At 69.4% G+C, this 14345-nt stretch carries 16 protein-coding genes; 9 read left to right on the top strand and 7 right to left on the bottom strand.

The window, feature by feature from the left end; genetic code table 11:
• Positions 1-102: 102 nt before the first annotated feature.
• Together ACSMXV_RS33075 and ACSMXV_RS33070 are read left to right on the top strand one after the other, a co-directional pair.
• The gene (locus ACSMXV_RS33075) at positions 103-369 is read left to right on the top strand and encodes a DUF1876 domain-containing protein (RefSeq protein ID WP_181662087.1); all 267 of its coding nucleotides are present in this window, start codon (positions 103-105) and stop codon (positions 367-369) included.
• A gap of 77 nt (positions 370-446) precedes the next feature.
• Positions 447-1172: a DUF899 domain-containing protein gene (locus ACSMXV_RS33070; RefSeq protein WP_473179133.1), complete on the top strand. Its 726-nt coding sequence runs from the start codon at positions 447-449 to the stop codon at positions 1170-1172.
• Positions 1173-1297: 125 nt separating this feature from the next.
• Here ACSMXV_RS33070 and ACSMXV_RS33065 read toward each other — a convergent pair whose 3' ends face one another.
• The 7 genes from ACSMXV_RS33065 to ACSMXV_RS33035 form a co-directional block, all read right to left on the bottom strand.
• Positions 1298-2695 (bottom strand): 8-oxoguanine deaminase, encoded by a 1398-nt coding sequence (locus tag ACSMXV_RS33065; protein WP_473174804.1) that lies wholly within the window; start codon positions 2693-2695, stop codon positions 1298-1300.
• Positions 2696-2714: 19 nt separating this feature from the next.
• A complete protein-coding gene (pucL, locus tag ACSMXV_RS33060; RefSeq protein ID WP_473174803.1) occupies positions 2715-3659 on the bottom strand; it encodes a factor-independent urate hydroxylase in 945 nt (314 codons plus the stop codon).
• A 7-nt stretch (positions 3660-3666) separates the two neighbouring features.
• On the bottom strand, positions 3667-4065 hold the full coding sequence (gene uraH, locus ACSMXV_RS33055; protein WP_473174802.1) for a hydroxyisourate hydrolase: 399 nt from the start codon (positions 4063-4065) through the stop codon (positions 3667-3669).
• Positions 4062-4532, bottom strand: coding sequence for a 2-oxo-4-hydroxy-4-carboxy-5-ureidoimidazoline decarboxylase (uraD, locus tag ACSMXV_RS33050; protein WP_473179132.1), 471 nt, complete (start codon positions 4530-4532; stop codon positions 4062-4064). The genes uraH and uraD overlap by 4 nt, the downstream gene beginning before the upstream one ends.
• Before the next feature lie 218 nt (positions 4533-4750).
• Positions 4751-5143 (bottom strand): helix-turn-helix domain-containing protein, encoded by a 393-nt coding sequence (locus tag ACSMXV_RS33045; RefSeq protein WP_473174801.1) that lies wholly within the window; start codon positions 5141-5143, stop codon positions 4751-4753.
• Positions 5140-5391 (bottom strand): YkoF family thiamine-binding protein, encoded by a 252-nt coding sequence (locus ACSMXV_RS33040; protein ID WP_473174800.1) that lies wholly within the window; start codon positions 5389-5391, stop codon positions 5140-5142. Before ACSMXV_RS33040 ends, ACSMXV_RS33045 begins: the two co-directional genes overlap by 4 nt.
• 370 nt (positions 5392-5761) lie before the next feature.
• On the bottom strand, positions 5762-6559 hold the full coding sequence (locus ACSMXV_RS33035) for an SGNH/GDSL hydrolase family protein (protein ID WP_473174799.1): 798 nt from the start codon (positions 6557-6559) through the stop codon (positions 5762-5764).
• A 445-nt stretch (positions 6560-7004) separates the two neighbouring features.
• On the opposite strand from ACSMXV_RS33035, the gene ACSMXV_RS33030 reads away from it, so the two are divergent.
• From ACSMXV_RS33030 to ACSMXV_RS33000, 7 genes are all read left to right on the top strand, one after another.
• Positions 7005-8120 (top strand): lytic transglycosylase domain-containing protein, encoded by a 1116-nt coding sequence (locus ACSMXV_RS33030; RefSeq protein WP_473174798.1) that lies wholly within the window; start codon positions 7005-7007, stop codon positions 8118-8120.
• Positions 8121-8180: 60 nt separating this feature from the next.
• Complete coding sequence (locus tag ACSMXV_RS33025) at positions 8181-9296, top strand: RNA polymerase sigma factor (RefSeq protein WP_473174797.1); 1116 nt, start codon at positions 8181-8183, stop codon at positions 9294-9296.
• A 161-nt stretch (positions 9297-9457) separates the two neighbouring features.
• Positions 9458-10411 (top strand): ABC transporter ATP-binding protein, encoded by a 954-nt coding sequence (locus ACSMXV_RS33020; RefSeq protein ID WP_473174796.1) that lies wholly within the window; start codon positions 9458-9460, stop codon positions 10409-10411.
• Complete coding sequence (locus ACSMXV_RS33015) at positions 10408-11178, top strand: MlaE family ABC transporter permease (RefSeq protein WP_181662101.1); 771 nt, start codon at positions 10408-10410, stop codon at positions 11176-11178. The genes ACSMXV_RS33020 and ACSMXV_RS33015 overlap by 4 nt, the downstream gene beginning before the upstream one ends.
• A 3-nt stretch (positions 11179-11181) precedes the next feature.
• The gene (locus tag ACSMXV_RS33010) at positions 11182-12009 is read left to right on the top strand and encodes an MlaE family ABC transporter permease (RefSeq protein ID WP_473174795.1); all 828 of its coding nucleotides are present in this window, start codon (positions 11182-11184) and stop codon (positions 12007-12009) included.
• 5 nt (positions 12010-12014) lie between these two features.
• Entirely contained in the window at positions 12015-13277 is a 1263-nt protein-coding gene (locus ACSMXV_RS33005; protein WP_473174794.1) for an MCE family protein, read from the top strand.
• On the top strand, positions 13274-14311 hold the full coding sequence (locus ACSMXV_RS33000; protein ID WP_473174793.1) for an MCE family protein: 1038 nt from the start codon (positions 13274-13276) through the stop codon (positions 14309-14311). The genes ACSMXV_RS33005 and ACSMXV_RS33000 overlap by 4 nt, the downstream gene beginning before the upstream one ends.
• Positions 14312-14345 lie beyond the last annotated feature (34 nt).

Genomic DNA, 14345 nt, shown 5'->3' with positions numbered 1-14345 from the left:
GTCACCTCTGGCCCCGTCGCGCGGTCCGGCGCACGCTGGGAGTACGAGGCCGCAGAGCCGGGGCCACGCCCGGGGCCCCGCCTCCGTACAGAGGTGATCACGATGGAATCCAAGCAGTGGAACGTGAAGGTCTACATCTCCGAGGAGGGCGACAAGACCCGCGCCCGCGCCGTGCTCGACACACCCGAGACCCACGAGGTCACCGGTACCGGGGTGGCGAGGCGGAACCCGATCGACCGGCCGGTGGCGGAGATCGGCGACGAGCTGGCCGCCAGCCGCGCCCTGGAGGATCTGGCCGTCCGGCTGCACGATGTGGCGTCCGACGACATCGTGCAGTTCACGGGGCCTGCGGAGGCGACGGGGCGGTGACCTTCACAGCGGGATGAGCGCGCCGGTGCGCGCTCATCCGTATGAGCCCGGCCGATGACTGGAAGGTGAACGTCACAGTGAAGACACCCTCGATCGTTTCGCAGAAGGAGTGGGAGGCCGCGCACCAGCAGCTGCTCGTGGAAGAGAAGCAGCTGACGCGCGCCCGTGACGCACTGGCCGCCAAGCGCCGGCGGATGCCGTGGCTGGCAGTGGAGAAGGAGTACGAGTTCGACGGACCCGAGGGTAGGACGAGTCTGCTCGACCTGTTCGAGGGTCGCCGTCAGCTGATCGTCTACCGCGCCTTCTTCGAGCCCGGCGTCTACGGCTGGCCCGACCACGCCTGCCGCGGCTGCTCCATGCTGGCTGACCAGGTCGGCCACCTCGCCCACTTGAACGCCCGCGACACCACTCTCGCCTTCGTCTCGCGCGCGCCACAGCCGGAGATCGAGCGTGTGAAGGCGCGGATGGGCTGGACGATGCCCTGGTACACGATCACCGACGATTTCGACACCGATTTCGGTGTGGACGAGTGGCACGGCACGAACGCGTTCATCCGCGATGGCGACAGAGTGTTCCGCACCTACTTCATCAACGCCCGCGGTGACGAGGCGATGGGGAGCCTCTGGAGCTACCTCGACATGACGGCGCTCGGACGGCAGGAGACCTGGGAGGACTCGCCCGAGGGCTATCCCCAGACCCCGCCGTACGAATGGTGGAACTGGCATGACGAATACGGCGACGCCGAGCCCGCGCAGGAGTGGCTGGCCCAGACCCGCCGAGGCACCGAAGGCCAGCCCGACTGAGTCCTTCGGGACAACCCCTCACCGGCGACCGGATCTGAGCCTTCACCCGCTTCGACAACAACGTGCTGCCATGCTTCGGGCTGCCGCGATCGCTCCCTGGCCGATAGGCACGGCATGGGGGCCGATCATCGCTCCGCGGCGATCCTCGCCAGGCGCTGTGCCTCGTGCCGCGTGGAGCGGGCGATGGCGTCCTCGTCGACGTGCAGCAGCCGGCCGTTTTCGGCGACCGGGCGGCCGCCCACCAGGGAGAGCGTGACCGGGGCCGCGGCGCCGAAGACGAGGGCGGTCACCGGGTCGGCGATGGACGCGTGGGCGAGCGTGTCGAGCTTCCAGAGCACCAGGTCGGCGAGCTTGCCCGGCTCCAGGGAGCCGATCTCGGCGGCCCTGCCCAGAACCTGGGCGCCTCCGTACGTCCCGAGGCGCAGGGCCTGGCGCGCGTTCAGGGCGGCTTCCCGGTGCGGCCCGAGGCGGTTGATCAGCAGCGCGTTGCGCAGCTCGGTGTGGAGTTCGCCGGACTCGTTGGACGCGGTGCCGTCCACCCCCAGACCGACCGGGACGCCGGCCGCGAGCATGTCGGGGACGCGCGCGATCCCGGCGGCCAGGCGGGCGTTGGACGACGGGCAGTGGGCGACCCCCGTCCTCGTACGGGCGAACGCGGCGATGTCCGAGTCGTTCATGTGGACGCAGTGCGCCATCCACACGTCCTCGCCGAGCCAGCCGGTCGACTCGAAGTAGTCGGTGGGGCCCATGCCGAACAGCTCGTGGCAGAACTTCTCCTCCTCCACCGTCTCGCTGCCGTGGGTGTGCAGGCGTACGCCCTTGCGGCGGGCCAACTCCGCGCCTTCCCGGAGGAGTTCGGTGGTGACGGAGAAGGGCGAGCACGGGGCGACAGCGATCTGCGTCATCGCGCCGAACGACGCGTCGTGGTACCGGTCGACGGTCTCCTCGGTCGCGGCCAGCGCGCCCTCGAGGGTCTCGACGGCGAAGTCCGGCGGCAGTCCGCCGTCCGACTCGCCGCGGTCCATGGAGCCGCGCGCCAGTGTGAAGCGGACGCCCGTCTCGGAGGCGGCCCGGATGATGGCGCCGGACAGGTCGCCGGCGCCGCGCGGAAAGACGTAGTGGTGGTCCATGGCGGTGGTGACGCCGCCGCGGGCCATCATGGCCAGGGACCCCTGCGCGGCCGCGTACACCATCTGTTCGTCGATGCGCGCCCAGGTCGGGTAGAGCGCGACGAGCCAGTTGAAGAGGTTGTGGTCGGTGGCCAGGCCGCGGGTGATCCACTGGTAGAAGTGGTGGTGGGTGTTGACCAGGCCCGGAGTGGCCAGATGACCGGTGCCGTCGATGCGGCGGACCACGTTCTCGAGATTCTCCGGAGCCTTGCCCGGACCCACCGACTCGATCGTGCTCCCGGCGACGACCACATGGCCCGAGGCGTACTCGGTGTCGTCCGCGTCGACGGTCGCGACGGCGCAGTTCTCGATGACGATGCGCTCGACACCTTGGGCGTACTGCGAAGCTGCCACGGCAGGAACTCCTGGATGCCTAGAGGTTGGTGAGGTCCACCGGGATGTGCGCCTCGCACCCGTCCCGCAGGATGGTCGCCTCGATGAGGCCGTACGGCCGGTCGGCGGCGAAGTACACCTCGTTGTCGTTCTTCAGGCCGAACGGCTCGAGGTCGACGAGGAAGTGGTGCTTGTTCGGGAGCGAGAAGCGGACCTCGTCGATCTCGCCGTGGTTGTCGATGATCCGCGCGCCCATCTGGTAGAGGGTCTGCTGCAGCGACAGCGAGTACGTCTCCGCGAAGGCCTCCAGCATGTGCCGCTTGACCTGCTCGTACGACGTCTCCCAGTCGGGCATGTCCTGTTCGTCGGCAGTCCAGTTGAACCGCCAGCGGCCGGAGACCTGGGTGGCGAGGATCCGGTCGTACGCCTCCGGGAGCGTCGTGTACTTGTCCTTGACGTAGCCCCAGAACTCGGAGTTGGTCGTGTTCATCACGACGAGGTCCTTGAGGCCGGAGACGACCTCCCACCGCTCGCCGTCGAAGGTGATCTGGGTGAGACGCGTCTCCTGGCCCTTGCGTACGAAGGAGTGCCTGGGCTGGTCACCGCCTGTGGAGTCGCCGGCGGTCTCGATGCGCTCCCAGCCGTACTCCTCGATACGGATGCGCGCCCGGTGGATCGGCTCCTGCGAGGTCACGAAGTGCCGGGCGAGGTGGATGCCGAACTGCTCGGCGGACTCGATGCCGTACTCCTTGGCGAACGCGAACACCGTGTTCTTGGTGGTGTCGGTCGGCAGGACGTTCGCGTTCGAGCCCGAGTAGTGGACCTCCTCCATGTCGCCGGAGAGCGACACGGACACGTTGAGGTCCTTGATGTGGTGGGTGGCACCGTCCCGCACGACCCTGACGACGCGGTTCTCGGCCTTGCCGTACTGGTTCTGGCCGAGCAGCACAGGGCGGGAGGGACCGGAATGGGCATGGGCTGTCATGTGTCTGCTAGCTCCCTCGGTATACGGAGTAGCCGTACGGGTTGAGCAGCAGCGGTACGTGGTAGTGCTCGCCCGGCTGCACGGCGAAGGTGACCGTGACCTCCGGGAAGAACACGCCGGCGGTGCCGCTGTCCCGATTCGCGGGGGCGTCCTGCTGCGCCTCGGCTTGCTTCTTCTCGAAGTACGGCTCGACGGCGAAGTCGAGCCGTACGTGGGTCGTGCCGTCCGGCAGGGCCGGGAGGTCCTTGCACCGCCCGTCCGCGTCGGTAGCGGAGCCGCCGAGCGCCCGCCAGTCCGCGGACCGGCCGCCGCGGGCGGCGAGGTGGACGGCCACGCCCGCTGCGGGGCGGCCGATGCTGGTGTCCAGGATGTGCGTGGACACCGAGGCGGCGGTGGCGGTGCTCATGCGGTTCCCTCTGCGAGGAGTCGAGTCAGCCGGATGCGGTTGATCTTGCCCAGTTCGGTACGGACGATGTCGCGCTCCTGCTCGGGCGAGTGGCCGATCCGGGTCTTCACCGCGTCCCGCATCTGCTCGCCGGTCAGTCCGGTGGCGCAGATCAGGAAGACGTGCCCGAACCGGTCCTGGTACGCCAGGTTCAGTTCGAGCATCTCCGCCTTGAGCTCGTCGGAGGCGCCGGCCATGCCCCGCTGCTCGCGCGAGGAGGCCGGGTCTCCCGGCTTCGGGCGTCCGATGGGCGGGTGGCCCGCCATCGCCTCCTCCAGGTCCGGGACCGTGAGCCCGGCCATGGCGGCGTCGCTCGCTGCCAGGAGATCGTTCGCGCCGGCGAAAGGTCGCTGGGCGAGCAGCGCCCTGCCCCAGGCCGAGGAGGCGCACACCTCATGGAGGACGGCGGCGGCCTCGGCCTCCGGCATGGCGTTGAACCGGGCCAGGCCGGGTGTCGCCGGACTCGGGGTCGTCGCGCTCGACGTCACGGGATGCCTCCGTGGCCTTGATACGGGCGTGCTGGGATAACCCAATACCCCTCGACGACCCCACGTCAACACTTTGTTGAAATCTCCCGCCCGGTGCGGCTACCGGCCGGAAGACAGGACCGGGCGGCCGGCATCACGCGGGATTCCGGCCAACGCACCTACCCTGCCTGCGGCTTTGTCTGCCGCTCGCCCGTTTCCCGGTTGAGGTAGTTGTAGACCGTGAAGCGGCTCACCCCGAGCGCGCTCGCCACCGTCTCGACGCCGTGCCGCACGGAGAACGCTCCCCGGGCCTCCAGCGCCTTCACGACCTGCTGCTTCTCCTTGCGGTCGAGCTCGGCGAGCGGCTTGCCGTGCTTGCGCTCCAGCGCGGCCAGGATGTGGTCCAGCGAGTCGGCGAGCTGCGGCAGCCGTACGGCTATCACGTCCCGGCCCTCCCAGGCGAGAACGACGTCGTCACTCCCCGCCTGGTCCGGCGGCAGGATCTCGCCGCCCATCGCGTCCACGAGCGGCTTGACGGCCGTGATGAACGGGTGGTCTTCGATGCCGGTCACCGATCGCCCTCCCCGATCACGTTGATCTGCAGGGAGATCCGGGTGGCGCCCGCCTCCAGGGTCTTGCGCAGCAGGGCGTCGACCGCGGTCAGGATGACATCCGCGCCGCCCTCCGCCGTATTGCCGAACGGTCCGACGTCCACGGCGTCCAGGTCGGCAGCCTCGACCACCTCGCGCGCCACCAGTGCGTGCTGCGGCGTCGCTTCGAGATCGAAGGGCTCGGTCGTGAACTCCACTTTCAATCGCACTGTGCCCCCATGGCATCCGCTGTGACCTGTGCGTTCTCGGGGCCCTCCGGCCGGGAGGGCACATCCAGGGCACATCCTCCGGTCGGGGCGGCCGACACACCCTGCCGGCGTGATCCCGCGCTCCGTGCGCCCCGGCCGCTCCCGAGACCGACCTTAACGGACTCCTCCGACGTCGCACTCTCCCGAGGCGATCAGCCGCCGAAGGGCGATACGCGACCCACGCCGAAGGGCGGTACGCGACCCACAGCGCGTACCGCCCGGCTCGAGCGGATCAGATGGTGCGGCTGATCAGCGGTGGTGCGCGCATGCGGCCGTCAGCGGTGGTGCTCAGGCGGCCTTCAGCGGTGCTGCAAAGGCCGCCGCCGGGGCGTCACGCCGCCCTGGCCCGGAAGACGGGCAGGTACCCGAGGGCCTGGCCGTTCTTGTTGGGGTGGTAGGAGTTGCCGACGGGGACGGTCAGGCTGTGGAGCCATTCGGCACCCGAGCAGATCTCGTGCCCGGTGAAGGTGGTCCGGACGTCGCCGAAGGTGAAGCCGTATGCCGCGGCGCGGGCCGAGATCACGGAGTTCAGCTGGTCCGACGCGGCGTTCAGGGCCGCGCGCTCACTCTCGCGCAGGCCGACGATGCACGTGCCGTTGAGCATGTAGAGGCGCGGGTAGCCCATCACGACGACACGGGCGTTGGGCGCCCTGCTCTTGATGGTCGCGTACAGGGTGTTGAGCCTGCCGGGCAGAAGGCTGGACATCTGGCTCCGGGCGGTCGCGACGGCCGACAGGCAGCTCTCCTCGTTCTCGAGGATGCAGGTGGTCATGACGTCGGCGAAGCCCACGTCGTTGCCGCCGGCGCTGACGCTGATAAGGCCGGTGCCGGTGCTCAGCGGCGAGAGCTGCCCGCTGATCACGGTCGTGGTGGTGGCTCCGGAACACGCGGTGAAGGAGAAGGACGAGGGGCTGTTTGCCGCGGCCCACAGCGACGGATACGAGTTGGCGCTGCGCTTGCAGTCACCGCTGTCGCCGTAGTCGCCGGCTCCGGTTCCGGACGAATAGCTGTCGCCCAGCGCGACATACGCGGGAGCGGCGGCTACGGCCTGCTGAGCACCCGTCAGAACACCGGTGAGTGCGAGGAGCAGAGTCGCGACGACCGACGCCGGTCTGCGGAACAGCTTCATGAAGGCTCCTGAAGTCGGTTGGAACGCTCGTTTCTGAATCCCTTTCAGAAGCCCGGGCGGCCTGAGGTTCGGTGCCGCACGGGCCCGACGTGCGTGGACGACAGGTTCATGACAAAGGCGCGATGCTAGAAAACCTGTCATCGCGTCATGCCGTGCTGGACCGTACTGCAGCAGATCAGGTCGCGTCTACGCGCATGGACAAAGTCAGTTGCACAGCATTGCGGTCAGCCCAAGCCGCCTTGCGTTAGCGAACGTTGGATGTACATCCCATCAATGTGAGGCGACCGTACCGACGGCCCATGGCGGACGGCCGCGGTCATGCGGGTCGCGGAGATCGCCCGACCCGGGCGACGGACCCGCGCCTCCTCGCCGTAGAGCAGATGACGGAAGCCGTGCCGTCTCTCATCTGCGGTGCGGCGACGCGACAGGGAGGGGCTACTGCGCCATGGCAGGACGTACGCGAAGAAGGACCGGAAAAGGGGTCAAAGGCACGGCGATCGCGACGGCGGCCATGGCCGCGCTGACCGCGTCCCAGGCGCCGGGGGCGGTGGCACGGGCATCGGCGCCGGCCCCGGAGAGCGCGACGGAACGCGGTCCGAGCATCTCCGGAGACACGCCGTTCCGCGCCGAACTCCCGCCCCTGCGCGTGCGGGACGGGTCGGGCACGTCATCGGCAGAGGGCTCGTCGGCGGGGGAATCCGCCGCGGTCGGCGGCGCGTTGCCGGCCACCGTGTTCACCGCATACCGGCATGCGGAGTCCGAGCTGGCACGCAGCGCGCCCCGTTGCGATCTGCGGTGGCAACTACTCGCCGCCATCGGCCAGGTGGAATCCGGGCAGGCACGCGGCGGCCGGGTGACCGCGGACGGTACGACCCTGGCGCCGATCCTCGGGCCGCGTCTTGACGGCAACGGGTTCGCCCTCATCCGGGACAGCGACGGCGGTGCGTACGACGGGGACACGGTGTACGACCGGGCGGTCGGGCCGATGCAGTTCATCCCGTCGACCTGGGCGTCCTGGGGCGCGGACGGCAACGGCGACAGACGCGCCGACCCGCACAACATCTTTGACGCGGCACTCGCAGCCGGCCGCTATCTGTGCGCGGGCGGACGTGACCTTTCCGATCCGGCGGACCTCGACCGGGCGATCCTCGGCTACAACCACTCGCAGGCCTACCTGCGTACGGTCAGGGCCTGGTTCGCGTACTTCCTCGACGGGCACCGGGTGGTACCGGACAATCCCGGTGCGTCCGATGCGAGCCCGAAGAAGAAGGCCTCGGAGACAGCGCGACCCGAGAGTTCACCCGCACCCTCCCAGTCGGAGCCGCGCCCCGGCGGCCCATCCGGTGCGCCGTCCTCCCCCGCCCCCGCGCCCTCCTCGCCGTCACCGTCACCCTCGAAGACCCGCCCTGCGGAGGAGACGCAGGAGCCCGTACTTCCGCTTCCGGATCCCACCGTCGACCTGCCCGGTGACGGGGTGCTGACAGACGCCGAGCCGCTGGCCAGCAACGGTAAGGACTCGATGAGCGCCTCCCCCTCCACAACCGCGGATACCGGGCGGTAATGTCGCGACCCGCCGGGCAAGCACGGGACGACCGGCGGGTGAGCGCGAAGGGGCCCTCTCATGGCGACGGACATGCATCCAGCTCATGCGGACGGGGCGGGTGAAGAGCCGGACGCTGAGCGGGACCGCTGGCAGCGCATGTGGAGCCACCGCGAGCAGCTGCTCAAGGTGGCCCGCCGTCGGTCGTTGAGCCCGGAGGACGCCGAGGACGCGGTGCACGAGGCGATGCTGCGCGCCGCTGAGCGGCCGGACCTCGACGACGAGCGGCTCGGTGCCTGGCTGACGACCGTGACGATGCGGCTGTGCATCGACCGCCACCGTCAGGTCAACCGTGAGGCCGAGGTGCGCACGAGCCCGACCCTGGTGACGCCCGGACCGGTGCCCGTCGAGGAGGCGGTGTGCGACCGGGCCGAGGCGCGGTGGCTGGCCGTACGCAGCAATGAGCTGCCCGCGCGCCAGGCGGAGGCGATATGGCTGAAGTCCGAGGACCTGGACGTCGGGCAGGTCGCCGTCAAGATGGGGTTGAGCTACCGGACGGTCGAGTCGCTGCTCGCCAGGGCCCGGCGGACGCTGCGCAACTCGCTGGCGGCCACGCTGGGTGTCGTCCTGTTCCTGGTCGGACGCGGCCGGCCGCGGGCGGGCGGTCACGTGCAGGTGGCCGCCGCGGCCTCGACGGCGGCGACCCTGGCAGTGGCGGGGTTCGTGCTGCCGTACGCACATGACGGGGACGGGCACGGCACGGCACCGCGGCCGTCCGTCTCGGACACCGCGCAGACCACGGAGGTGTGGGGGACGGGCGCTGACGGGCGTACGCCGGCTCCCGCACGCGACATGCCGGGGACGCAGGCGGTGGGTGGCACAGAAGGGGCGGGATCGGCCGGCGACGAGTCACTGCTGCCGCTGTCCGTGCCGGAGGTCTCCGTGTCAGGGGTCCCGGCTGTCTCCGTGGAGCCGTTGCCGACGCTGTCCGCCCCTGATCTGACGGAGGTGGGCCAGGTCCCCTCCGTGCCCGAGGTTCCGCAGGTGCCCGGCGTTCCCGACGCGACCGAGGTGCCCTCCGTGCCGGGGGTGGAGGTCCCGGACGCGACGGTCAACCCGAATGCCTCCGCGCTGGTGGACGCCACGGATACGCAGAACGCGCCCGCCGGCGACCTGCCCGGCGGTCTCCCCCGCTGATCCGGCCCCTCAGATCCAGCCCCGCCTGTTCCGGCCCCGTCTGATCCGGCCCCGCCTGTTCCGGCCTCGTCGAAAAAATACGGTCACCGGAGCGACGGACGCCCTTCCTCTCCCCGTAGAGCAGATGTCGGAGCTGCTCCACGGGCTGAAGGGTGGACCGGATGGGTGTCGAGATCTGTGTGGAAGGGCTGACCAAGTCCTTCGGACACCAGGTCATCTGGCAGGACGTCTCGCTGACGCTGCCTGCCGGGGAGGTATCGGTGATGCTCGGCCCCTCGGGCACGGGCAAGTCGGTGTTCCTCAAGACGCTCGTCGGACTGCTGAAGCCGGAGCGGGGCTCGATCCGTATCGCGGGCCAGGACATCACCAAGCTCCGCGAGCACGATCTGTACGAGGTGCGGAAGCTGTTCGGGGTGCTGTTCCAGGACGGCGCGCTGTTCGGGTCGATGAATCTCTACGACAACATCGCCTTCCCGCTGCGCGAGCACACCCGTAAGTCCGAGAGCGAGATCCGGCGGATCGTCCTCGAGAAGATGGACATGGTCGGGCTGATCGGAGCCGAGGAGAAGCTGCCGGGTGAGATATCCGGCGGTATGCGGAAAAGGGCCGGTCTGGCGCGGGCCCTGGTGCTCGATCCGGAGATCATCCTCTTCGACGAGCCGGACTCGGGCCTCGACCCGGTGCGCGTCGCGTATCTCAACCAGCTGATCGTCGACCTCAACGCCCAGATCGACGCGACCTTCCTGATCGTCACCCACGACATCGCCTCGGCCCGCCAGGTGCCGGACAACATCGGTCTCCTGTTCCGGCGCGAGCTGGTGATGTTCGGGCCCCGCGAAAAGCTGCTGACCAGCAACGAACCGGTCGTGCGGCAGTTCCTGAACGGCCGGATGCAGGGGCCGATCGGCATGGCCGAGGAGAAGGACGCCGCCCAGGTCGAGCAGGAGCTCGCCCAGCTCGGCGACGTCGCGAAGAGCGAGCGCAGAGGGACCCCCGGCAGCCAGGAGATGACTCCGCGCCTGCTGCCGGGCCCCGGCATCACCCGCCCACCCCGCTGGGAGGCGATCGCGAAACGCGAGGCCGCGCTGCACGGGAAGGCGGTGACGGGCGCATGAGTCTGTCGCCCACAGGAGCGCTCCGGCAGTCCGGCAATCTGTTCGCGATGGCGTTGGACGTCGCCCGGACGATGCCCCGGCGCCCCTTTCAGGTACGGGAGTTCATCCAGCAGGCCTGGTTCATCGCGAGCGTCACGATCCTGCCCACGGCCCTCGTCTCCATCCCCTTTGGCGCGGTCATCGCCCTGCAGATCGGCAGCCTGACGCGGCAGCTCGGCGCCCAGTCGTTCTCGGGTGCCGCCTCGGTGCTCGCCGTGCTGCGGGAGGCCTCGCCGATCGTCACCGCGCTGCTGATCGCGGGCGCGGGCGGCACGGCGATCTGCGCGGACCTCGGGGCGCGGAAGATCCGCGAGGAGATCGACGCGATGCAGGTGCTCGGCATCGACCCGATCCACCGGCTCGTGGTGCCCCGCGTCCTGGCCTCGATGGTGGTGGCCGTGCTGCTCAACGGCCTGGTGTCGGTGGTCGGCGTCGCGGGCGGCTACTTCTTCAACGTCATCCTGCAGAACGGCACGCCCGGCGCGTATCTGGCGTCCTTCACCACCCTCGCCCAGCTCTCCGATCTGTGGGCGGCCGAGCTCAAGGCGCTGGTGTTCGGCGCGATCGCCGCGATCGTCGCCTCCTACAAGGGGCTGACCGCGAAGGGCGGGCCGAAGGGCGTGGGCGACGCCGTGAACCAGTCGGTGGTGATCACCTTCATGTTGCTGTTCGTGACGAACTTCGTGATGACCGCCGTGTACTTCCAGATCGTTCCGCAGAGGGGCTGAGGCATGGCGCTGATCAACCGTTTCGTCGGGCGCCCGCTCCGCTCCCTGGAGGAGCTTGGCACCCAACTGTCGTTCTACGGCCGCTCCCTTGCCTGGACCGGCCGCACCCTGCGCCGCTACAAGAAGGAGATCCTGCGTCTGCTCGCCGAGGTGAGCTTCGGCCGCGGAGCGCTCGCCGTGGTCGGCGGGACGGTCGGCGTGATCGCCTTCCTGTCCTTCTTCACGGGAACCGAGGTGGGCCTGCAGGGGTACGCGGCGCTCAACCAGCTCGGCACCTCCAACTTCGTGGCGTTCCTGTCGGCGTACTTCAACACCCGCGAGATCGCCCCGCTGGTCGCCGGCCTCGCGCTCTCCGCGACGGTCGGTGCCGGATTCACCGCCCAGCTCGGTGCGATGCGGATCAGCGAGGAGACCGACGCGCTGGAAGTGATGGGCGTCCCGTCGCTGCCGTTCCTGGTGACCACGCGGATGATCGCCGGTTTCGTCGCGGTCATCCCGCTGTACGTGGTCGGGCTGCTGTCCTCGTACTTCGCCGCCCGGACCATCACCACCGGCTACTACGGGCAGTCGGCGGGCACCTACGACCACTACTTCCAGCAGTATCTGCCGCCCGTCGACGTGCTCTGGTCCTTCGGCAAGGTGATCGTCTTCGCCGTCGTGATCATCCTGGTGCACTGCTACTACGGCTACTACGCGAGTGGCGGCCCCGCGGGCGTCGGTGTCGCGGTGGGCCGCGCGGTGCGGACCTCGATCGTCGCCATCAACGTCCTGGACTTCTTCCTGTCGCTGGCGATCTGGGGCGCCAACACGACCGTACGGATTGCGGGGTAGGGCCGATGCGGATCGTCACACACAAGGCGAGACTGCGCCTGTACGGCATCGTCTTCATCGTCGTCATCGCGACCCTCCTCGGCCTGTCCGTCGCCGTCTACCAGCAGGTGTTCACCCCGGCCGTACGCATCACGCTGGAGGCCGACACGCTCGGCAACCAGCTGGACCCGCGCGCCGACGTCAAGCTGCGCGGGCTGCTGGTCGGCGAGGTGCGCGCGGTGCGGGCCGACGGCGAGAAGGCGACGCTCGACATCGCGCTCAAGCCGGAGCAGGTCGCACAGATCCCGGCCGATGTGCACGCGCGGCTGCTGCCCAAGACGCTGTTCGGCGAGAAGTACGTCGACCTCGTGGTGCCGCGGGGGTCCTCGGGCAGGCCCATCCAGGCCGGGGACGTCATCACGCAGGACCGGACGCAGGTCGGCATCGAGCTGCAACACCTGATGAACGACCTGCTGCCGCTGCTGCGTACCGTGCAGCCCGGCAAGCTCAACGCCACGCTGTCCGCGTTCTCCGACGCCCTCGAGGGCCGCGGCGACCGGATCGGCGACAACCTCACCCGTGTCGAGCGCTATCTGCGCAAGCTCAACCCGCACATGCCGTCGATCCAGGAGGACATCTCGCGGTTCGCGGATGTCGCCGAGGTGTACGCCGACGCGGCACCCGACCTGATGAGGATCCTCCGCAACACCGTCACGACCAGCCGCACCCTCGTCGAGCAGAAGGACCAGCTGGCCGCCGCGCTCGCCTCGACCGCCACGGTCGCGGGCACCGCGGACGACTTCCTCGACGAGAACGGCGACCGGCTGATCACCCTCGGCCGTGTCTCCCGCCCCACGCTCGAACTGTTCGCCCGCTACGCACCCGAGTACCCCTGTCTCCTCGAGGGCCTGGTGCGGCAGGACAAGGCGTCGGACGCGACGTTCAGGGGCGGCGAGATGCACATCACGCTCGAAGTCGTCCGCCAGCGATCTCCGTACGAACCCGGCGAGGAACCGCGCTATGCAGAGCGATCGGGCCCGAACTGCAGAGGCCTGCCCCACCCCCAGGTGCCCGCACCGGCCGTCAAACTCAACGACGGTACGAAGTCGCGAAGTTCGGGTGACGGCACGCTGCCCGGAGGAGTCAACGTTTCCAGCACCGAGGCCGAACAGCGCGCCATCGGCTCGCTCGTCGCGCCCGTCATGGGCGTGCCTGCCGACGAGGTGCCGCCGGTCGCCACGCTGCTGTTCGGCCCGATGGCACGCGGAACGGCGGTGAGCGTCGCATGAGTGTCAAGGGAGCCAGGGACGCCGCGTCGCCACTGATCAAGTTCAGCCTCTTCACGGTGGTGACCGTGCTGGCGACGGCGCTGCTCGCCGCCACCATCGTCAACATCTCCTTCACCCCCGAGCACACGTACCGCGCGGTGTTCAGCGATGTCACCAGCCTGGAGGAGGGCGACGACATCAGGGTGGCCGGAGTGCGGGTCGGCGAGGTGGCGGACATCCGGATCAAGGACCGGACGCTGGCGGAGGTCACCTTCACGGTCAGCGAGGACCGTCCGCTGTTCACCAGCACCGGTGCCGTCATCCGCTACCGGAACCTGGTCGGGCAGCGGTACATCGCGCTGACGGAGGGCGCCGGCGACGGCACACGGCTGCGGCCCGGAGGCACGATTCCACTGCCGCGGACCCAGCCCGCGCTGGACCTCAACGCGCTGCTGAACGGCTTCAAGCCGCTGTTCGCCGCGCTCAGCCCGAAGGACGTCAACCAGCTCGCCACCGAGATCATCAAGACGCTGCAGGGCGAGGGCGGCACGGTCAACAGCCTGCTCGCCCACACGGCCTCGCTCACCACGACGCTCGCCGACCGCGACGAGCTGATCGGATCCGTGATCGACAACCTCAACGACGTACTGGCGACGCTCGACAAGCGCGGCGCCCGTTTCTCCGGGCTGCTCAAGCAGCTCCGGCGCGTGATCTCGGGCCTGTCCGCCGACCGCAAGCCCATCGGGGAATCGCTGGTGAACATCGGCGCACTGACCGACGCCACCTCGGGGCTGCTCGAGGACGCCCGCCCGCCGCTGAAGGACGACATCGCCGAGCTGACCGAGCTCACCGGAACGCTGAACAAGAACGAGAAGACCGTGGAGGGCGTCCTGAAGCGGCTGCCGAACAAGCTCAACAAGTTGACCGGGACGGCGACCTACGGCTCCTGGTTCAACTTCTACCTCTGCGACTTCGACGGCCGGATCGTGCTGCCGAAGACCAAAGAGGTGCTCACCCCTGAGTTCCATGTGGCACGGGCGAGGTGCGGCGGATGAGGATACGTCTCCTGCCCCGGGCGTTGCGCATGCC

The sequence above is a fragment of the Streptomyces sp. DSM 42067 genome, from assembly GCF_055792885.1.
Note: the sequence above shows the minus strand (reverse complement) of the source record. Positions and strands in the feature narration are given on the sequence as shown.